Genomic DNA, 19,274 nt, shown 5'->3' on the forward strand with positions numbered 1-19,274 from the left:
CGTCGTGCTGCTGTCACATATCCGGGCAATGCCCCGGAGGCTGCCTGAGCCAATCGGGCAGCGTGCCCGTCGTACGCCCGGTGACAAGCGCCGTCACGCACTCGCTGAGACTGCCAAAACGCACTGCGCGCCCGCTCAGGCCCGGTGCGTAATGGGCGTACTTGCCCGAATTGGTCATCAGCGTACGCGCCGCCGGTGGGAAGACGGGCTCGGAGATCGAACACCAGCAGAGGTCGGCGTGTAGACGCAGCCCGGCGGCTTCGAGCGACTGTGCGCTACCTTCCTGCCGCGCCGCCTGGAGCGTATCGCGTCCCAGGGTGACGATACCGATGACCGCCGGGTGACAGCGGCGACCGGCCATCAGCTCGGCGAGCTTGCGGCACTCGGCGAGCGAGAAGTGCGGGCTACCGAAGGCGACCAGTTCGATGTCGACGGCGCCCGCGTTGAACTGCTGCCAGACGTCTGCCAGGTCGGCGACCCTGACCGCGGCTCGGTCGGCGCTCGGTGCGATGCAGTCGGCCTCGGGTGTGATCCCTTCGATATGCAGCATGGGCGCGGCAGAGGTGGTGCCGAAGGCGGCGCAAAGTGCTTTCAAGTCGTCGTCGCTGGGTGTTAAGTCGACAACACCGGTGACCAGCGGAATGCAGTCGGGGGCGAGCTGTCCGAGCCGATACCCCAGCAGTGGCCAGAATGCATCGTCGTGCGTGGTCGGGACGTCAACGTCGATGATGCGCTGCGCTCGGCGTTCCTCATCCAGGTAGACACCGTGACAAGGCGCGCGTCCGGTTAGCGCGATGCACAGATCGAGCAAGTCGGGGTGCTTGGCGGTACGCGCACCGAGCACGCTGTTAGCGTAGATAACGGCATTGGACTCGGCCCAGGCGATCACTTCGTTGGTGCCGGGAGCGTCCTGAAGCAGATAAGGGGCGCAAGTGAAACTGGGGCGCGCGCCCATCGCCACATAGGTATCCGCCAGGCGGCTGGCGGGAAAGCCAAAGGCCTCCGGCACGCCCTGTACCCGCCATTGGGTGTGATCGACCGAAATCGAATTCATGGTGGTGGGCACTTTCACGCGCGCGCCCAAATCGGCAAAGATTTCAGCAAAACTCAATAAGGCAGGGCTGGCGTAGATGCAGCCGTCGATGTGTACCCGGGAGACATCAATAAGGCGCGTGGCGCCTTCGATCACGGCCATGTCGTGGAGAATGCGCATCGCTCTCTGCGCCGCTTCACCTTCATGGCCTTCGAGTAGCGCGTGATCGTGGTTTGTTAGTGAAAGCGCTTCACTTGAGAGGGGCGTGAGGGGGATATCCAGTCCATCGGCCACTAGACGTTGGTCGTCGATACACGCTCTCTCGCAGCGACAGAGCCGTGCGAACGCCTCGGTATCGAGCTGGACCACTGGAATCGTTTGCTCGAACAGGTGCTGAGCGACCAGCGCTCCAAGCGTCAGGATGCTTTCCGGCTCACTGAATACCAGCGCCGCCGGGGCGTTACCGTTCATGATCAACTCGAGCAGTATGCCGCTGCCGGTGCAGGAACCGCGACTGGTCGGCATGGCCAGTATTTTGCCGCCCAGATACTGTCCTCTAAGGGGGTGGTGCGAGTCGATCACTTCGCCAGTAGCGGCGTCCACGCCGCCCCAAAAGCTCAAGCCTTCCCGGGACGCGAGGAGCGAAGCATCGGCATAGCCTGTCATTACACGTCGCGACATGTTTTTTCCTCTATCTGGGGCGCATGCATGGCTCAGGTTTTGGTGAAGCGATCCGGCCGGAAAGGTGTCAGATCGAGTGTCGGTGTGCGGTTCATCAACTGATCGGCGATCAACTCGGCAGTAATCGCGGCCTGGGTCAGTCCCAGGTGCTGGTGACCGAACGCGAACTGCACGTGAGGATGTTGCGGGTGTTGCCCGATTACTGGCAGCGAGTCCGGCAACGTCGGGCGAAAGCCCATCCAGTCGCTGGCTCGCTCGACGCCGGAGGCATCGCTCAAAAGCGCTGAAGCATGGTGCTTGAGAGTACGCGAACGTTTGGGGTTCGGCTTGAGCCCCAGCCCGCCCAACTCGGAGAAGCCGACCACCCTGAGGCCATCTTTTAGGGGGGCCATGACTACGTTACGCTCGGCCGAGCCAATGGGTTGGCGTAGCGCACCGACACGGTCAGGGAGCGTGAGATGATGCCCGCTTTCGCTCTCCAGAGGCATCTTTAGGTCTAATTGCTCGGCCAGTTTGCCGCTCCAGGCGCCGGTGGCGATTACCACTCGGCTTGCCTCGATGAGGCGTTGGCTTGAGCGAAGTTCGACGCCTTCAGCAGTCGCCCTGACCTGCTCGACGCTCTCTCGCCCGATCTCGCCGCCAGCGCTTTCAAAGGCCTCGACCAAGCGTCGTACCACGCGGTACGGGTCACTGACCTGATGGGCATTGGGAAAAAGCAGAGCGTGATGAATATCACGGCTCAGCCCGCTGTCACGCGCCTGCACTGCATCGGCATCCAGCAGCTCGGCCTCGATGCCATATTGGCCGAGCTTTTCCCGATGGCGTTGCGCTTGCTCCAGCGCGCGTTCGTTCTCCCATACCATCAGATAGCCCGAGGCGATCAGCTCGTCCTGGGCACCGATACCGTCCAGACAACGCTGCCAGGCGGTCAGCGACCGGCTGTTGAGCGCGGCCAGTGCCTCGCGGCCGCGTTCGACGCTGGGCTTGCGCGCCGCCATCGCAAAATGCGCAAGCCAGGGGAGCAGGCTCGGCAGGTAGCGTGGCGGCAGCGCTAACGGGCCGTGTGGATCGAGCAGCAAGCGCGGTGCCTTGCGCAGGGTCTCGGGCGTCGAGAGCGGGTCGACCAGTTCGGTCGCGAGATAACCGGCGTTGCCGAAGGAGGCCCCCTTGCCTGGCACATCGCGGTCGACCACCAGCACGCGAAGCCCCGCCTGCTGGAGCTTCAATGCACTGGTCATGCCGATCAGGCCGGCCCCGACGACCACGACGTCGGGGCGGTACGAGGAGGATTCAGGCGTCATGCGCCCTCCAGTGGATTGGTCGCCATGCTTCCCTCAGGGAACGAACCGTCTTCCTCAGCCTGCGAGGTCAGCCTGGCAGGTTGATCGCTGTTGGGGCGCTTTTGAGGGTCCGCCTTGTGAGAGAACCAGCCGAACTGGGCATAGATGATGCTTAGCACGGGTGACAGCCAGCAGGCGAAGGAAAGCGGAATGTACAGCAAGGCGCTGAGGTCGCCATCGCCCACGGTTAGCCCGAGTGTGGTGATCACGAAAGCACCGCCGACGTTCCAGGGAATCAGCGGCGAGACAAGCGTGCCGCCTTCCTCGATAGCGCGCGACAGGTTGAGTCGTGAGTAGCCGAGGCGGTCATAGGCACTGACGTACATGCGACCCGGCAAGGCGATGGAAAGGTAGACATCGCCAGCGATGGCGTTGACGAAAACGGGCGTTAGGACTGCGCTGGTCTGAAGCGCCCTGAAGCTACGTGCCTTTTCAGTGATGGTGGTCACGACCTTTTCGAGGCACCGGGTCTTTTCGAGAATACCGCCGAAGATCAACGCGAAGATGATCAGCGTGACTACCCAGGTCATGGAGGTGACGCCGCCCCGATTGAGCAAGGTGTCCAGTGGACCAATGCCCGTGTCGACCGTATAGCCGCTATGGGCATAGGTCAGTACATCATGGAAGGAAGCACCTTGGGTCAGCATGGCGATGGCGCCACCCAGCACGGTGGCCGTGAACAGGGCCGGTATGGGCGCGATTTTCAGAAAGGCCAACGTCAAGATGACGAGCAAGGGAATCAATTGCCAGAAGCCCAGCTGGAAGGCGTCGGTCAGGCCCTCGCGGATGTTCACAATACGCGCCAGCGAGCTTGCGCCTTCTTGATCGCCGCCCCCGACCCAGGCGTAGATGACCAGTGCGATCAGCATGGCTGGCACCGTGGTCGGCAGCATGTTCTTGATGTGATCGAAGATATTGGTTTCGGTCACCGCCGGCGACAGGTTGGTGGTATCGGAAAGCGGCGACATCTTGTCGCCGAAGAAGGCGCCCGAGACGATGGCGCCCGCCGTCCAGTAGACCGGTACTTCAAGGGCGATACCGATCCCCATCAGAGCGAGTCCCACCGTACCGACGGTGGTCCAGGAGGAGCCGACCACCAGCGAGACGATAGCGCACATCAGCATGGTGGCGGCCAGAAACCACTGTGGACTGAGTAGCTCGAGACCGTAGTAGATCAGCGTGGGGACGGTTCCGCTGGAGATCAGCACGCCAATCAGCATGCCCACCACGATCAGGGTGGCCACCGCCGGCATGGCGACGTGGAGCAGCTTGAAACCGCCGGCCTGCATTTCCTGCCAGCGATAGCCACGGCTCCAGCCGAAGATAGCGGCAATCGCTGCGCCGAGTGCCAGCGGTATATGGGGCGTGAAATCGCCATAATAGAAGAGTTGGATGGCCAGCAGGCCGATCGTCAATGCGATCGGGAGGAGGGCCATGCCGAGCGATGGCAGCGCGATGGTCTTGGAGTCATGTGGCATGCTGGATTGTTCCTTTTGTTCAGCATTGAGGAGTGTCTACGGAGCAAACGATCAGTCGACGCTCCGCTCGTAAGCCGTGATCGCGGCCGCCAGGTCTTCGCAGGACGCGCCCACCGCCTTGAATGCTGTAATCGCCGCGTCGGGATCGTCCAGTTCGCTACGCCCGTGATGGCGCTTCGCGCAGAGATCGAAGAAGTCGGCCAGCACATCGGTTTCACCGATGGCGCCGGAGGCGATGGGATCGATCAGGTCGCCACTCTCGGCCAGCGCACCGGCGCGGGTGTCGACGAACACCTGCCCGCGGCGCATGACCGTGTCGTCCGCCTCACGCATCGCCGGCGTAAAACTGCCTACCAGGTCGACGTGGGTGCCCGGCGAGAGCCATTCGCCGTGGATCAACGGGGTCTGGCTGAGCGTGGCGCAACTGATGATATCGGCTGTACCGGCGGCCTCCCGAAGACCGTCTGCGGCGACCTGCTCGGCCGAGTAACCCTGTTCGGTCAGTTCCGCGACCAGGGCGGCGGCCGATTCGGGATACAGGTCCCACACACGTACGCGCTTGATCGAGCGTACGGCGGCATGTGCCGGTACCAAGCGGCGTGCCATGCGCCCGGCACCTACCATGAGAAGCTCTTCCGCGTCGTCGCGGGAAAGATAGCGTGAGGCCAGTGCCGACGCGGCGGCGGTGCGACGCGAGGTCAGTTCGTTGGCCTCGAATTGCGCCAGATGACGCCCCGTGCGGGCGCAACTGAGCAGGTAGTGGCCGGTCAGGCCGGGTTCGCCTCGCGCCGTGTTGCCAGGGAATACGTTGACCTGTTTGACGCCCAGGTAACGATCTTCGATCCAGGCCGGCATCAACAGTAGCGTGGCGTCTGGGTCGCCGCTTACGGCCAGGTGATGGTGGTGGCGAATGGGGGAGTTCACCTCACGGGTGAAGACATCATCGAGGGCATCAAGGTGAAGACATCATCGAGGGCATCAATGAGTGCCGGCCAGGGGAGGGCCTCGGCGACTTGTTCAGCGTTGCAATACATGCCAGTCTCCGGTGCGTTATGTTTATCGGTGTAGACTATGATGTTTGCAACCAGATTGGCTTGACTCGAACTCCGTAATGTTTGTCCCGAGGTCCGGTGCATGCCCATTCTGATGTCCTGCGGTGACCGTTATGCAACAGACTCAGGCCCGACGCAATCATATCGCCCGCACGCAGGGCGAACATCGCCATGATTTTCCGCAGCTGTTGCTTGGCTGGCGTGGAGAGATGGAGTGTGCGTTCGACCGTGAGTCGCAACGCCTGAGTGCCTCCACGGCGGCAGTGGTGCCGTCCAATACGCGGCATCATTTTGCCGGCTGCGATGACAGCAGCGAGCTTCTCGTGGTGGATTTGAGCAGCGCTGACAGTTGCCTCACCGCGCTGGAAGAGGACAGTCGAGTCGATTTGATGGGACGGCTGTTTTCCAGCCCGGGTTTCTTCGAGATGCCGCCTGTGATGGTGTCGACGATCAACGTGGCTGTCGAACAACTGCGTTTTTTCGGCTCGCGCGATCCGCATCATTTGCTGCGTCGTCAACTCGCCATGATGTTCGTCACTCAGGTCTATGAGCTGATGGAATCAGGCAGTGATATCGGGTTGGTCAGGGCTCGCCGCTTCTCGTGTGACGATATCGATGCCTTCATCGATGCCTCTCTGGAGACACCGCCCACCAATACTGCCTTGGCCGAGTTCATGCATTTGGGCCAGAGCCAGCTGCACATGCTATTTCTGCGTCACCTAGGGAAGACCCCTCAGCAATATGTGTTACAACGGCGCCTGCAGTGGGCCATGACATGGCTGCAAAACACGGGCTTGCCGCTCGGGCATATCGCCATGGATCTCGGTTTCTCCGATAGTTCGTCGTTCTCTCGTGCCTTTCGCCGGCATTTTGGGTATCCACCCTCGACGTTCAGGAAACCACGCTGAAACGCTGACGCGCGTCTTCAGTGCTACGCCACGACATGGCAGGATACGCCACATGCCCGGGCCGTTTCCGGGATCGAGCTGTCTTGCCATGCCACCGGGAGCGACGATGAGCCTTGCTTCTCGGGACGAGCCGCTGTCGGTTGGCTTCGTTCTTCTACAGCATTTCACCCTGTTGCCTTTTGCCGCCTTCATCGATTGTCTGCGTCTCGCCGCCGATGAAGGCGACCGTAGTCGACAGCTTCGCTGCCATTGGGCCTTCATGACCAGTGCGGGGCAGGAGGCGGTCTCCAGTTGTGGGGCGACCATCTCCCATTGCGAGTCTTTTCGCTCGCCGACTGATTTCGACTATATCGTGGTGATCGGTGGGGTGCAGAAGGAGAAGGAGCGGGTGGACGACGTCGCCTTGGCGTATCTGCGTCAAGCGGCCGCGGCCGGTGTCCCAGTGGTCGGGGTATGTACCGGTGTGTTCGCCATGATACAGGCGAGACTGATGGAGGGGCGGCGCTGCTGCGTGAGTTGGTACCATCATCGTGACATGATTCAGCGCTTTCCTGACATGAATCCGGTCGCCGACCAGCTGTTCATCGATGATGGCGACCGGATCACCTGTGCAGGCGGAGCGGCAGCAGCGGATCTGGCCGCCTACCTGATAGAGCGGCACTTGGGAAAAGCGTGGGCCATGAAAAGCTTGCACATCATGCTTCTCGATGAAGCGCGTGCGGGCAAGCACCCTCAGCCACAACCGGTAGTGTTCGGCAAGATCGAGGACCGGTTGGTGCGTCGTTCCATCACCCTGTTGGAGCAGCACCTAGGCGAAGCCATGTCGATGGATGCATTGGCCGAACGGGTCGGGACGTCGCGTCGCAACCTGGAACGACGCTTTCGCGAGACGCTCGGCATCGGCCCCCAGAAGTTCGCGCGCGACCTACGACTGCGCTATGGCGTCTGGCTGTTGCACTATACTGGCAAGAGCATCACCGACATCGGAGAGCGTTGTGGCTTCGCCGACACGGCGCACTTTTCCCGACACTTTCGTAGTGCCTTCGATATGACACCAACGGAAATGCGCAAACGTGCCACTGAGCCCGGTGGTCATCGTGTTGACCCTTTCTTCTTGCATATCGATGGCCATCCAACGCTCTAATTCCAGGGCTGTGCTTCCCCGCACACACGTCTTCTGCTCCTTCGCCATTCGCGCTGTTCACGTCGACAACTCGTATCGCCTGAGCGAGTGCCGGGCGTCGGCCGCTCCGGATGTTCAGCAAGCCTGTCGCATTTATTCAATCATTACCCCGTGCTCTCGGCTTTAATCGATGCATGATCTACATACCGTGCAGCCGTCGAGGCCCGAGCGGAGCATTCTCCGATTTCGTTCTCTCATTCGCCTGCACGCGTCAGGAGAGGTGCCATGCAACGTTATTCAGGCTTCGGGCTCGTCAAGCACGCGTTACGTCATCACGAGGATTGGCAACGCCAATGGCGCAATCCCACGCCCAAGCCGGGCTATGACGTGATCATCGTCGGCGGTGGGGGACACGGTCTGGCCACGGCGTACTACCTGGCCAAGGAGCACGGCATCACCAATGTGGCGGTGCTCGAGAAAGGCTGGTTGGGCGGTGGCAATACCGCGCGCAACACCACCATCGTGCGTTCCAACTATCTATGGGACGAGTCGGCGGCGCTCTATGAGCATGCCATGAAACATTGGGAAGGGCTCTCGCAGGAGCTCAACTACAACGTCATGTTTTCCCAGCGTGGCGTGTTGAACCTTGGCCATACCCTGCAAGACATGCGCGACATTCAGCGCCGGGTCAATGCCAACCGCCTCAACGGCATCGATGGTGAGGTGCTGGATGCCGAAGGCGTCCAGTCGCTGGTGCCGATCATGGACTGCTCGAAGCGTGCTCGATATCCGGTCATGGGCGCTTCCTGGCAACCACGCGCCGGCGTGGCGCGCCACGATGCCGTGGCCTGGGGCTATGCCCGTGCCGCTGACGCGTTGGGCGTCGATCTGCTGCAGAACACCGAGGTCACCGGCTTCAAGATTCGCGACGGCCAGATCCAGGGCGTGCATACCAATCGCGGCGACATCGCGTCCAAGACCGTGGGCTGTGTGACGGCGGGCAATTCCAGCGTGTTGGCCGGGATGGCCGGCCTCAACCTGCCGTTGGAATCGCATCCGCTACAGGCTCTGGTCTCTGAGCCGCTCAAGCCGGTGCTGGACACCGTGGTGATGTCCAATCACGTCCATGGTTATATCAGCCAGTCGGACAAGGGCGATCTGGTCATTGGCGCGGGTATCGACGGCTACAACGGCTACGGCCAGCGGGGCAGCTATCCCACCGTCGAGCACACCTTGCAGGCCATCGTCGAGATGTTCCCGATCTTCTCCCGGGTGCGCATGAACCGCCAGTGGGGCGGCATCGTCGATACCTGTCCGGATGCCTGTCCGATCCTTTCCAAGACGAAGGTCAAGGGGCTTTACTTCAATTGCGGCTGGGGTACCGGCGGCTTCAAAGCGACGCCGGGCTCGGGGCATGTCTTTGCTGCCAGTCTGGCCAAGGGCGAGATGCATCCCATCGCCGCGCCGTTTTCCATCGACCGCTTCCACAGCGGGGCGTTGATCGACGAGCACGGCGCCGCTGGCGTCGCGCACTAGGACTCGTCTGAAAAGTCGACGAGCGATTATCAGACAAGGCAAAAATGGGCGAAAAGACGGAGTTTACAGATCGTAAATGAGTACTTTGATCGGACTCGCGCACGAGCCTATTTTTAACGCCGTATGATCGAGCGCAGGCACTTTTCAGACAGTGCCTAAGGGAGAACCACCATGTTCCATATCTACTGCCCCTATTGTGAAGAATTGCGCGAAGAAGAGGAGTTCCACCCCAAGGGCCAGGCGCACATTGCTCGCCCTGAGGAGCCGGACGCCTGCAGCGACGAGGAGTGGGGCGATTATCTGTTCTTCCGCGACAACCCGCGCGGCATCCATCACGAAATGTGGCTGCACGCGGTGGGCTGTCGCAAGTTCTTCAATATCACGCGCAATACCGTGAGTTACGAGATTCTCGAAACCTACAAGATGGGCGAGCAGCCGACGGTGGGCGCCGAGCATCTGGCGCGTGAGGAAAAAACCGCGCGTGAGGGGAAAACCGATAGCGTGCAGGTCGCCGAGGGCGGCCAGCAGACCGTGGGTGCCAGCGACGCCGCCCAGGCGTCGGTCAAGGGAGCGTAGGCATGAGCCAGTCAGCATTACAGCCCAACCGCCTGGCGCAAGGCGGCCAGATCGATCGCACACATGCGTTGACCTTTACTTTCAATGGCCGCTCATATACCGGCCATCCCGGCGATACTCTGGCCTCGGCCTTGCTGGCCAACGGCGTGGACCTGGTCAATCGCAGTTTCAAGTACTCGCGCCCGCGCGGCATCGTCGCCGCCGGTGCGGAAGAACCCAATGCGGTGGTTCAATTGGGCGCGACGGAGGCAACCCAGGTGCCCAACGTGCGCGCTACCCAGCAGGCGCTGTACGACGGTCTCGTCGCGTGCAGCACCAATGGTTGGCCCGACGCGCAGCGCGACATCATGCGCTGGGTCGGCAAACTGGGCAGCCCGTTCATGCCGCCGGGGTTCTATTACAAGACCTTCATGGCACCGGCCTCGATGTGGATGACCTACGAAAAATACATCCGCAAGACGGCCGGTCTGGGGCGTAGTCCGACACAGCCCGATCCGGATATCTATGATCACATGCATCGGCATTGTGATCTGCTCGTCGTCGGCGCCGGTCCCGCAGGCTTGAGCGCGGCGCTGGCGGCGGCACGTGCCGGGGCTCGGGTAATCCTCGCTGACGAACAGGAGGCGATGGGTGGCTCGCTGCTCGACACGCGCGAGACGCTGGACGATCAACCCGCCGCTCAATGGCTGAAGACGACACTGGCGGCGCTGGTGGAACACGACAACGTTACCTTGCTGCCGCGTACCACTGCGCATGGTTATCACGATCATCATTTCGTGACGCTTCACGAGCGCCGCACTGAGCACCTGGGCGATAGTGCGCCGTCTCAGGCCGGTCATCGACAGTCGCGCTCGCGGTTGCACCGGGTACGTGCCGGCCAGGTAATCCTGGCGACCGGCGCGCATGAACGTCCGTTGGTGTATGCCAACAATGATGTCCCCGGCAACCTGCTGGCAGGGGCAGTGTCGACCTACATTCGCCGCTACGGCGTGGTGCCCGGCCAGAAGCTGGTGCTCTCCACCAGCAACGATCACGCTTACCGCGCCGCATTGGATTGGCAGGAGGCCGGGCGTGAGGTTGCAGCCATCGTCGATGCCCGCACCGCGCCGGAGGGCGATCTCGTGGCGCAGGCCAAGGCCGCGGGCATCCGTGTCATCACCGGTAGTGCGGTGATCGAGGCCAAAGGGGCGCAGCGCGTCTCGGCGGCACGGGTGGCGGCCATCGACGTGGACGCCTTCACGGTCACCGGAAAAGTCGAGACGCTCGAGTGCGACACCATCGCCAGCTCCGGCGGATACAGCCCGGTGATCCATCTGGCCTCGCATACCGGCGCGCGTCCGGTATGGAGCGATGACATCATCGGTTTCGTGCCGACCACCGTGGCGGGCGTCACGGCGACGGGCGGTGCCCATGGCGTCTATCCGCTGGGCGAGGTGCTGGCGGACGGCGTCGAGGCCGGCGTTAACGCGGCGACGGCGCTGGGATTCGCTGCCACCGTGAACGACGCGGACTTGCCGCGTGTTGCGCCGCGCCATGAAGGCCCGGCCTGCGCGCTATTCCAGGTGCCGCATGAGAAAGCCACGCTGCGTGCGCCCAAGCAGTTCGTCGATCTGCAGAATGACGTCACCGCCGGCGCCATCGAGGTGGCAACGCTCGAAGGGTTCGAATCCATCGAGCACGTCAAGCGCTACACCGCCATGGGCTTCGGTACCGACCAGGGCAAGCTGGGTAATATCAATGGCATGGCGGTCGCCGCACGCTGCCTGGGGCAGAGCATTCCCGAAACCGGCACTACGGTATTCAGGCCCAACTACACGCCAGTGACCTTCGGTGCCGTGGTCGGTCGTCACTGCCGCGAGCTCTTCGACCCCGAGCGCTACACGCCGATGCAGGCCTGGCACGTCGCTCAGGGCGCCGAATTCGAAGACGTCGGGCAGTGGAAGCGTCCTTGGTACTATCCTCAAAAACGCCGCACATCGGAGGGCGAAGGCCTCGAAACCATGGCGGAAGCGGTGGCCCGTGAATGCCGCGCGGTTCGTGAGGGTGTGGGCATTCTCGACGCCTCGACGCTGGGTAAGATCGATATTCAGGGGGCGGATGCCCGCGAGTTCCTGGGGCGCATCTACACTAATAAGTGGCAGAAGCTGGCGCCTGGTCGCGTGCGCTACGGACTGATGTGCGGCGACGACGGCATGGTGATGGATGATGGCACTACCAGTTGCCTGGCCGAGAATCACTTCTTGATGACCACCACCACCGGCAACGCCGCGCCGGTGTTGGAATGGCTCGAACTCTGGCACCAGACCGAATGGCCGGAACTCGAGGTGTATTTCAACTCGGTTACCGACCACTGGGCGACGATGACCGTGACCGGCCCTGAGGCGCGCAAGCTGCTCACTGAGCTGACCGACATCGACCTCGACCGTGAGGCGTTCAAGTTCATGGATTGGCGCGAGGGGCATGTGGCCGGTGTACCCGCGCGGGTGTTCCGGATCTCCTTCACCGGGGAGCTGGCCTTCGAGATCAACGTCCAGGCGCACTACGCCATGCACGTCTGGGAAGCGTTATTCGCGCACGGCGACAAGTACAACCTGACGCCTTACGGCACCGAGACGATGCATGTGCTGCGTGCCGAGAAGGGCTTCATCATCGTCGGCCAGGATACCGATGGGTCGGTAACACCCGAGGATCTGGGCATGTACTGGGCCATCGGCTACGACAAGCCCTTCCCGTGGGTCGGCAAGCGGGCGCTGACGCGTTCCGATACGCGCCGCGAGGGACGCAAGCATCTCGTCGGCCTCAAACCCAAGGACGCGAGCGTGGTGCTGGAGGAGGGCGCGCCGATCGTCTTCGACCCGAAACACGCCATCCCCATGCCCATGGCTGGCCACGTGACCTCGAGCTACTACAGCCCGACGCTGGAAAGCGGCTTCGCCCTGGCGGTGGTCAAGGGTGGCCATCAGCGCCTGGGCGAAAGCGTCTATCTGCCGATGGCCGATGGGCGTGTGCATGAAGCCGAAATCGTCGGTACCCAATTCGTCGACCCGAAGGGAGAGCGCCAGCATGTCTAACTCGGTCCATGTCTACGACGCCCGCGCCGATCACGCCACCGTTAACGCCCAGTCGCCGCTGGCGTACTCCTTCCAGCGCAGCGGCATGCCCGCGCCTGGAGAGGAAGGCCGTGCAGTGGTTGGCGAGCGAGCATTCTTGGGGCATCTCATCCTGCGCGGCGGTGCTATCGTGCTCGACGAGGCGCTGCGCGAGGTACTCGGCATTGGCCTGCCCGGGCGCCCTAATTCGCTCACCGTCGATGCCGATGGTCAGCGCTCCGTGCAATGGTTATCGCCCGACGAATGGCTGCTGATCGTGCCTGGCGACGAGACCTTCGGCCTCGAGACGCGGCTACGTGCGCATCTCGGCGGGTCACATGTCGCCATCGTCGACGTCAGCGCGGGGCAGACGCTGATCGAACTCACCGGAGAGGCGGCGCATGGAGTCCTGATGAAGTCGACGGTCTACGATGTCGACCCGCATGCATTTACGGTGGGCAAGGGCGTGACCACCATCTTCGCCAAGACCAGCGTTATCTTGCGTCGCCCTGACGAGTCGCGCTGGGAACTCATCGTACGGCGCAGTTTTGCCGACTACGTGTATCGCTGGCTGCTGGATGCGGGGGAAGAATATGGCATCGGTGTCGCTCGAGAAAGCCGTCATGAGTCGCAGTAACGATACATGGATCCTCGCCGCGCAGTGCCCCAGCCGCCTGGGCACCGTGGATGTCGTGACGCGCTTCCTCAAGGAGCGCGATTGCTACATCACCGAACAGCAGTCGTTCGATGACCGCCTGGGCGAGCGTTTCTTCATCCGTACCGAGTTTCGGCCTCTGGCCTCCGACTTCGATGCCGAGATGTTTCAGGCCGATTTCGCGTCCCGGGCCTTCGAATTCGAGATGGATTACGAACTGACCCCGCCCGAGCGGCGCACGCCGGTGGTGATCATGGTCTCCAAGGCCGATCATTGCCTCCACGACCTGTTGTATCGCTACCGCACCGGGCAGTTGCCGTTGGATATTCGTGCGGTGATCTCCAATCACCCCGATCTCGAATCATTGGTAACCGGGCACGGGTTGGCATATCACCATTTTCCGATCACGCCCGAGACCAAGGCAGCGCAGGAAACTCGCGTCCTGGACGTGATCGAGTCCACCGGCGCCGAGCTGGTGATCCTGGCGCGTTACATGCAGGTACTTTCCAGTGAGATGTGCGCGCGTCTCAGCGGGCGCGCGATCAACATTCATCACTCGCTGTTGCCGGGATTCAAGGGGGCCAAGCCGTATCACCAGGCCTACGAAAAAGGCGTCAAATTGGTCGGGGCCACCGCGCACTATATCAACGACGATCTCGACGAAGGCCCTATTATCACCCAAGGGGTGGAACCGGTCAGTCATGCCGATTACCCCGAGGACCTGGTCGCCAAGGGGCGCGATATCGAATGCTTGACCCTGGCGCGGGCGGTATCGCTTCATCTGGAGCGCAGGGTGTTTCTGCATTCCAAGCGCACCGTAGTGTTCACACGTTGACGATGCGGGAGCGGGCATTTTTCCACCGCTCTCCTAAACTTCGGGTAACGCCTCTGGCGACAGGCGTTCACGACAGTGATCACCCACAATAACGACCATCGCAGCCGCGACCGGTGACACCGGCCGGCGCGTCGTCACTCGAGGAGGGGAAGACATGATGCTCGCGGATCTGATCGACGGCGACGACTTTCGTCAACGCCTACAAGCGCTGGGCGTGCGCATTCCCGATGGTGCTTGCCCCGAAACCTGTGCTCGCATGGCCGTATGCAAGTACAACGAAGTCGGCGTGGAAGGATTGCCCGAGGCCATTCACGACATGATGCAGCACAGCGACGAAATGCTGCCGTCGGTACGCCAAGCGATAGACACCCATCTGTTGCCTCGCCTGCGGGCGAACGAATAAGCACAGCCTGCAACATCCAACGCCGCGCCGATATCGGCGCGGCGTTGGTGTGCCATGCTAGGCGCCTCGGCGGCCATCCGTTTCCGGTTCGCTTCGCGATCCCCGGCCGGTTACGATCCTTCCAGACGTCATCCTGAATGCCGCTTGTCGCTCAAGGGAGGTGAACCAATGGGTAAGGCCGGTGATCGTTATTATCTACTCGATGTTTTCACGGATACTCCATTTGCGGGTAATCCGTTAGCAGTCTTTACGGAAGCGGCAGGCATATCCGATGTACGAATGCAGGCCATAGCGACGGAATTGAATCTCTCGGAGACGGTTTTCGTCGGTAAGCAGACAGCCGGTAACCGCTTCCCGATCCGCATCTTTACCCCTGGCACTGAATTGCCCTTCGCCGGCCACCCGACCATCGGGACGGCCTATTTGCTGGCCTCACTCGGTTTAGCCGATCGCCAGTCGCCACTGGTGTTGCAAGCCGGTGTGGGAGATCTGGAAGTGCGGTTCGACGGGGACATGGCGCGTTTCACGACCGCTCGGCCAGTCGACGTGCAGCCAAGTTCGCTCGACAGGATGTCAGCCGCGGAGTTGCTCGGGTTGTCAGCCTCTCAGGTAGTCGATGATCCGGAGGTCGCCTCTTGTGGCCTTGCGTACCATCTAATCGAACTGGATAGTCTCGACGCGCTGGAGCAGGCGCGACCATCGGCGGCATCATGGAGCCGGTGTGTATCACCGAGCGGTATAGAGCAGATTTATCTGCATGTTCGTACCGGCGACGAGACCCGGCGCTCGCGCATGTTTTCCACTGAAATCGGCAATCTGCGTGAGGACCCGGCCACGGGCAGTGCCGCGTCCGCCTTGGCCGGTTTCCTTGCAACTCGAGAAACGGGAGGTAGCCGGTGGTACTGGCAGATCGATCAGGGCGTCGAAATGGGCCGCCCCAGTCGTATCCATGCCTGGGTCGAACGTGACGATGCCATGACCATTCGTATCGGTGGACAAGCCGTCATGGTGGGCGAGGGCAAGCTCTACCGTTGATCCCGCGCCGGTATCGGCGCGGGATGACGCATCATGCCGTATCAGTGCATGACGCCAGGCGTCAGCCCTGGACGATGTGCAGTGATGGGGCCTCGGATTCCAGTCGCGAGAGCAGCGTGTCGCTGTACCAGTTGACGAAGTCGATCACGCCGAATTCATAGGTTTCGGAGTAAGGGCCGGGCTGGTAGGCGATGGAGTTGATACCGCGCTGGTTCTCTTCGGCCAGCTGCCGGTCTTGATCGTTGGTGGCGTCCCACACCTTGCGTAGCCATTGGGGGTCGTAATCGACGCCTTCCTGGGCATCCCGGCGGACGAGCCACTTGGTGGTTACCAGGGTCTGTTGCGGGCCCAGCGGCAGCACGCGAAAGACCACGGCATGATCGCCCATGAAATGGTTCCAGGAATTGGGCAGATGCAAAATGCGCAGCGAGCCCATGTCCGGGCTCTGCAGATGCCCCATCAACTTTCCACAGCCGGGCTTGCCGTCCATGGTCATCGACATGACGCCGTCGATCATCGGCGTGCGGGTCAGACGGTTACGCTTGCCGAACCGCTTAAGCGCCCAGGGCACTTGCTGGCAATCCCAATGTGCCTGCTGGCGGGCGACCAAGTCGCGATAGGCGGGCGTAGCGCGTGGGTCGTCGGTGTCGTCGAACTCGATCAGCGAGTTGAGCAGCTCCGGGTGGGCACCGTTGCAGTGATAACACTCGCGGTTGTTCTCAAGGACCAGCTTCCAGTTGGCCTGCTCGACGATGTTCGATTCCGCCGCGACTTTGACGTTATCCATCTCGTAGGGCGCGAGATAGTCCTCGAGGGTTGCCAGGAAGTCGTCGATGGCCGGTGGCTGCTCGGCGAGACTGATGAAGATGAAACCCCCGGCGCTCTTCACCGCCACCGGCTTGAGGCCATAGGCGGAAAGATCGAAGTCCTCGCCCATGTCTTGCCCGGCGAACAGTAGGCGTCCATCGAGTTCGTAGGTCCATTGATGATAGGGGCAGACCAGCTTGGCGACCTTGCCTTTCTCCTGCGTGCACAGCCGCGATCCACGGTGCCGGCAGACGTTGTGGAAGGCATGCAGCGTGCCCTGGTCGCCGCGCACCACGATGATGGGGTTGTCGCCGATCTGCGCGGTCAGGTAATTGCCCTTGGCGGGGAGCTCGCAGGTCATGCCGACGAACAGCCACTCTTGGGTGAAAATTTCCTGCATATCCAGCGCGAACACGCGTGGATCATTATAGAAGGGTTGCGGCAGCGAATACGTGCGCCGGCGCTGGCGAAGCATGTCGGCGGTCGCGTCACGCGCGGCGGCCAAGGGATCGTCGAGTGCAGCTGTAGCGATCAGATCCATGAAGGCATCCTCTTCCTCTTCGTGCGCCGTGTCGGGTAACGGATGGCGCCATGACATTGAGTGGGTGTGTGCGTGAGAGGCGTGATTGACACGGAGTGTGGCGTATTGCCGCCAATGGGGATTGTCTGCCCGCGACATCGGCCGATGCCGTGACGACGTCAGTTGGCGATTGCCCTCGTCATGGCGGCTGACGCAGGCATGCGCGTGTCGTTGGCAGGCAAGTGGTCGGTGCGGGGGGCGCCCACAATGCGTCTGACAGTCAGATACCGCCGCGCGACCAGGTAGCCATCTCATGAGCTTGAACTTCTTCAATCCCGTCACTACCCAGACCTGGACCAATGGGCGCCATAACGTGCGTTGCGTGAAGATCATCCAGGAGACTTGGGATGTCCGCACCTTCTGCTTCATGGCCGATCAGCCGGTGCTGTTCTTCTTCAAGCCCGGGCAATTCGTGACCCTGGAGCTGGAGATCGACGGCGAGCCGATCATGCGCTCCTACACGATTTCCAGCTCGCCCTCGGTGCCCTACAGCTTCTCGATCACGGTCAAGCGGCTTCCCGATGGACGCGTTTCCAACTGGCTACATGACAACCTGCAGGTCGGCAGCGAACTCGTCGTTCACGGACCGGTGGGGGATTTCAACGTCATCGACTATCCCGCCGACAAGGTGCTCATGCTCTCCGGTGGGGTCGGCGTCACGCCGTTGATGTCGATGACGCGCTGGTTCTTCGATACCAACGCCAACGTCGACCTGCAGTTCGTGCACAGTGCGCGCGAGCCACGCGACATCATCTTCCACCGCGAGCTGGAACATATCTTCTCGCGGATCCCCGATTTTCGGCTGCATATCGTCTGTGAGCGCGGCGATGAAAACGGTGTGGCTTGGGCGGGATTTCGTGGCTATCTAGCGCAGGCGATGCTCGAGTTGATGGTACCGGACTACCTGGAGCGCGAGATATTTTGTTGCGGCCCCACGCCGTACATGAAGGCCGTCAGGCAGGTGCTGCAGAGCAACGGCTTCGACATGAGCCACTATCACGAAGAGTCGTTCGGGGCCACGCCCGCGGATGTCCGGGCGGATGTGGAGGAACTTGCCGAGCAGGCCGAAGCGGAGATGGATGCCGTCGATACCGCCGACATGTTGCAGGTCGAATTCAGCAACAGTGGCAAGAGCATTCGCATTCTGCCTGAGGAGACCGTGCATTCCGCCGCCGCCAAGCTCGGCCTGCATATTCCCAAGGCCTGCGGGATGGGTATCTGCGGTACCTGCAAGGTCAAGAAGCTCTCGGGCGACGTCAACATGGAGCACAACGGCGGCATCACCGAGGATGACGAAGCGGAAGGCTACATTCTGAGCTGCTGCAGCACGCCCAAGAGCCATGTCGCTATCGAGTTTTAATACCTGACGTCCCTGGGTCCGGCATGACCGGGCGCTCAGCGCGACTCGGCGGTGGTAGTACCAAGCCGCTCGGCGTCGCGCGCTTGACGCAGTTCGCCGCGTGCCTGGCGGGCGATCTTCCAGCCGCCGGACAGCGAGAGAAAGGCGAACACGCCCCCCACGATCAAGTCGGGCAGGGCGGTGCCGCTGCCGAAAACACCCAGCGCGGCGAGCAGCACCGCGCCGTTGCCGATGACATCGTTACGCGTGCAGATCCACACGCTGCGCATGTTGCTGTCGCCCTCACGATAGCGCATCAACAGCACCAGCACCGCGAGATTGGCGAGCAGTGCCAAAAACCCCACCGCGCCCATGGTCGGCGCATCTGGGTAGCTACCCGCGAACAGGTTATGCAGTGTCACGCCCAGCACCACCACGCCGAACCCGGCCAGCGTTGCGGCCTTGACCAGCGATGCACGAGCGCGCCAGATCAAGCCCATGCCCAGTACACCAAGGCTGATGGCGTAGTTCGCCGCGTCGCCGAGGAAATCGAGTGAGTCGGCCATCAGCGAGGTGGAATCCGCCTTCACGCCGGCCAGCATCTCGACCCCGAACATCACCGCATTGACCACCAGCGCGATCCATAGCACGCGCCGGTAGCGTGGCGTCGACTCGGGAGAAGGGGAAGAACCGCAGCAACACGCCATGCAAACCTCATCATCGTGGACCGAACTAGTACCTGTAATTCTACAACCCTAGAGTGCGCTCCAGGGCAAGCGTGCAGTCGCAGCATGCGTAATTTGA

At 61.9% G+C, this 19,274-nt stretch carries 16 protein-coding genes; 10 read left to right on the plus strand and 6 right to left on the minus strand.

Annotated features, from left to right (window positions below; genetic code table 11):
- Positions 1-13: 13 nt before the first annotated feature.
- From LUN51_RS09995 to LUN51_RS10010, 4 genes are read right to left on the minus strand one after another with little or no spacing between them, the layout of a single operon-like run.
- Complete coding sequence (locus LUN51_RS09995; RefSeq protein WP_277811133.1) at positions 14-1,714, minus strand: aconitase family protein; 1,701 nt, start codon at positions 1,712-1,714, stop codon at positions 14-16.
- 32 nt (positions 1,715-1,746) lie between these two features.
- Positions 1,747-3,015, minus strand: a complete 1,269-nt coding sequence (locus LUN51_RS10000) for an NAD(P)/FAD-dependent oxidoreductase (RefSeq protein WP_277811134.1) — start codon at positions 3,013-3,015, stop codon at positions 1,747-1,749.
- The gene (gene nhaC / locus LUN51_RS10005) at positions 3,012-4,532 is read right to left on the minus strand and encodes a Na+/H+ antiporter NhaC (protein ID WP_277811135.1); all 1,521 of its coding nucleotides are present in this window, start codon (positions 4,530-4,532) and stop codon (positions 3,012-3,014) included. The genes LUN51_RS10000 and nhaC overlap by 4 nt, the downstream gene beginning before the upstream one ends.
- Positions 4,533-4,583: 51 nt before the next feature.
- The gene (locus LUN51_RS10010) at positions 4,584-5,456 is read right to left on the minus strand and encodes an ornithine cyclodeaminase family protein (RefSeq protein WP_347276510.1); all 873 of its coding nucleotides are present in this window, start codon (positions 5,454-5,456) and stop codon (positions 4,584-4,586) included.
- Between the two features lie 241 nt (positions 5,457-5,697).
- On the opposite strand from LUN51_RS10010, the gene LUN51_RS10015 reads away from it, so the two are divergent.
- From LUN51_RS10015 to LUN51_RS10055, 9 genes are all read left to right on the plus strand, one after another.
- The gene (locus tag LUN51_RS10015) at positions 5,698-6,492 is read left to right on the plus strand and encodes an AraC family transcriptional regulator (protein ID WP_277811136.1); all 795 of its coding nucleotides are present in this window, start codon (positions 5,698-5,700) and stop codon (positions 6,490-6,492) included.
- 106 nt (positions 6,493-6,598) lie between these two features.
- Complete coding sequence (locus LUN51_RS10020) at positions 6,599-7,636, plus strand: GlxA family transcriptional regulator (RefSeq protein ID WP_277811137.1); 1,038 nt, start codon at positions 6,599-6,601, stop codon at positions 7,634-7,636.
- A gap of 264 nt (positions 7,637-7,900) precedes the next feature.
- Entirely contained in the window at positions 7,901-9,151 is a 1,251-nt protein-coding gene (locus LUN51_RS10025) for a sarcosine oxidase subunit beta family protein (RefSeq protein ID WP_277811138.1), read from the plus strand.
- Between the two features lie 171 nt (positions 9,152-9,322).
- The gene (locus LUN51_RS10030; protein WP_277811139.1) at positions 9,323-9,727 is read left to right on the plus strand and encodes a sarcosine oxidase subunit delta; all 405 of its coding nucleotides are present in this window, start codon (positions 9,323-9,325) and stop codon (positions 9,725-9,727) included.
- Between the two features lie 2 nt (positions 9,728-9,729).
- The gene (locus tag LUN51_RS10035; RefSeq protein ID WP_277811140.1) at positions 9,730-12,798 is read left to right on the plus strand and encodes a sarcosine oxidase subunit alpha family protein; all 3,069 of its coding nucleotides are present in this window, start codon (positions 9,730-9,732) and stop codon (positions 12,796-12,798) included.
- Positions 12,791-13,453: a sarcosine oxidase subunit gamma gene (locus LUN51_RS10040; protein WP_277811141.1), complete on the plus strand. Its 663-nt coding sequence runs from the start codon at positions 12,791-12,793 to the stop codon at positions 13,451-13,453. The genes LUN51_RS10035 and LUN51_RS10040 overlap by 8 nt, the downstream gene beginning before the upstream one ends.
- A complete protein-coding gene (gene purU, locus LUN51_RS10045; RefSeq protein WP_277811142.1) occupies positions 13,440-14,306 on the plus strand; it encodes a formyltetrahydrofolate deformylase in 867 nt (288 codons plus the stop codon). The genes LUN51_RS10040 and purU overlap by 14 nt, the downstream gene beginning before the upstream one ends.
- A 154-nt stretch (positions 14,307-14,460) precedes the next feature.
- Positions 14,461-14,709, plus strand: a complete 249-nt coding sequence (locus LUN51_RS10050; RefSeq protein WP_277811143.1) for a hypothetical protein — start codon at positions 14,461-14,463, stop codon at positions 14,707-14,709.
- A gap of 168 nt (positions 14,710-14,877) precedes the next feature.
- Positions 14,878-15,744 carry a PhzF family phenazine biosynthesis protein gene (locus LUN51_RS10055; protein WP_277811144.1) on the plus strand — a complete coding sequence of 289 codons (867 nt, stop codon included), beginning with the start codon at positions 14,878-14,880 and terminating at the stop codon, positions 15,742-15,744.
- A gap of 61 nt (positions 15,745-15,805) precedes the next feature.
- On the opposite strand, the gene LUN51_RS10060 is transcribed toward LUN51_RS10055, so the two are convergent.
- Positions 15,806-17,092 carry an aromatic ring-hydroxylating oxygenase subunit alpha gene (locus LUN51_RS10060; protein WP_277811145.1) on the minus strand — a complete coding sequence of 429 codons (1,287 nt, stop codon included), beginning with the start codon at positions 17,090-17,092 and terminating at the stop codon, positions 15,806-15,808.
- A gap of 292 nt (positions 17,093-17,384) precedes the next feature.
- On the opposite strand from LUN51_RS10060, the gene LUN51_RS10065 reads away from it, so the two are divergent.
- Entirely contained in the window at positions 17,385-18,491 is a 1,107-nt protein-coding gene (locus tag LUN51_RS10065; protein ID WP_277811146.1) for a hybrid-cluster NAD(P)-dependent oxidoreductase, read from the plus strand.
- A 35-nt stretch (positions 18,492-18,526) separates the two neighbouring features.
- On the opposite strand, the gene LUN51_RS10070 is transcribed toward LUN51_RS10065, so the two are convergent.
- Entirely contained in the window at positions 18,527-19,177 is a 651-nt protein-coding gene (locus LUN51_RS10070; RefSeq protein ID WP_277811147.1) for a cation transporter, read from the minus strand.
- Positions 19,178-19,274 lie beyond the last annotated feature (97 nt).

Source organism: Chromohalobacter canadensis (assembly GCF_029544075.1).
Classification (GTDB): Bacteria; Pseudomonadota; Gammaproteobacteria; order Pseudomonadales; family Halomonadaceae; genus Chromohalobacter; species Chromohalobacter canadensis_A.

What these genes read in the sequence shown, in the direction of transcription:
- LUN51_RS09995 (WP_277811133.1), bottom strand. Translation starts at nt 1,714, where the DNA reads ATGTCGCGACGTGTAATGACAGGCTATGCCGATGCTTCGCTCCTCGCG.
- LUN51_RS10000 (WP_277811134.1), bottom strand. Translation starts at nt 3,015, where the DNA reads ATGACGCCTGAATCCTCCTCGTACCGCCCCGACGTCGTGGTCGTCGGG.
- nhaC (WP_277811135.1), bottom strand. Translation starts at nt 4,532, where the DNA reads ATGCCACATGACTCCAAGACCATCGCGCTGCCATCGCTCGGCATGGCC.
- LUN51_RS10015 (WP_277811136.1), top strand. Translation starts at nt 5,698, where the DNA reads ATGCAACAGACTCAGGCCCGACGCAATCATATCGCCCGCACGCAGGGC.
- LUN51_RS10020 (WP_277811137.1), top strand. Translation starts at nt 6,599, where the DNA reads ATGAGCCTTGCTTCTCGGGACGAGCCGCTGTCGGTTGGCTTCGTTCTT.
- LUN51_RS10025 (WP_277811138.1), top strand. Translation starts at nt 7,901, where the DNA reads ATGCAACGTTATTCAGGCTTCGGGCTCGTCAAGCACGCGTTACGTCAT.
- LUN51_RS10030 (WP_277811139.1), top strand. Translation starts at nt 9,323, where the DNA reads ATGTTCCATATCTACTGCCCCTATTGTGAAGAATTGCGCGAAGAAGAG.
- LUN51_RS10035 (WP_277811140.1), top strand. Translation starts at nt 9,730, where the DNA reads ATGAGCCAGTCAGCATTACAGCCCAACCGCCTGGCGCAAGGCGGCCAG.
- LUN51_RS10040 (WP_277811141.1), top strand. Translation starts at nt 12,791, where the DNA reads ATGTCTAACTCGGTCCATGTCTACGACGCCCGCGCCGATCACGCCACC.
- purU (WP_277811142.1), top strand. Translation starts at nt 13,440, where the DNA reads ATGAGTCGCAGTAACGATACATGGATCCTCGCCGCGCAGTGCCCCAGC.
- LUN51_RS10050 (WP_277811143.1), top strand. Translation starts at nt 14,461, where the DNA reads ATGATGCTCGCGGATCTGATCGACGGCGACGACTTTCGTCAACGCCTA.
- LUN51_RS10055 (WP_277811144.1), top strand. Translation starts at nt 14,878, where the DNA reads ATGGGTAAGGCCGGTGATCGTTATTATCTACTCGATGTTTTCACGGAT.
- LUN51_RS10060 (WP_277811145.1), bottom strand. Translation starts at nt 17,092, where the DNA reads ATGGATCTGATCGCTACAGCTGCACTCGACGATCCCTTGGCCGCCGCG.
- LUN51_RS10065 (WP_277811146.1), top strand. Translation starts at nt 17,385, where the DNA reads ATGAGCTTGAACTTCTTCAATCCCGTCACTACCCAGACCTGGACCAAT.
- LUN51_RS10070 (WP_277811147.1), bottom strand. Translation starts at nt 19,177, where the DNA reads ATGGCGTGTTGCTGCGGTTCTTCCCCTTCTCCCGAGTCGACGCCACGC.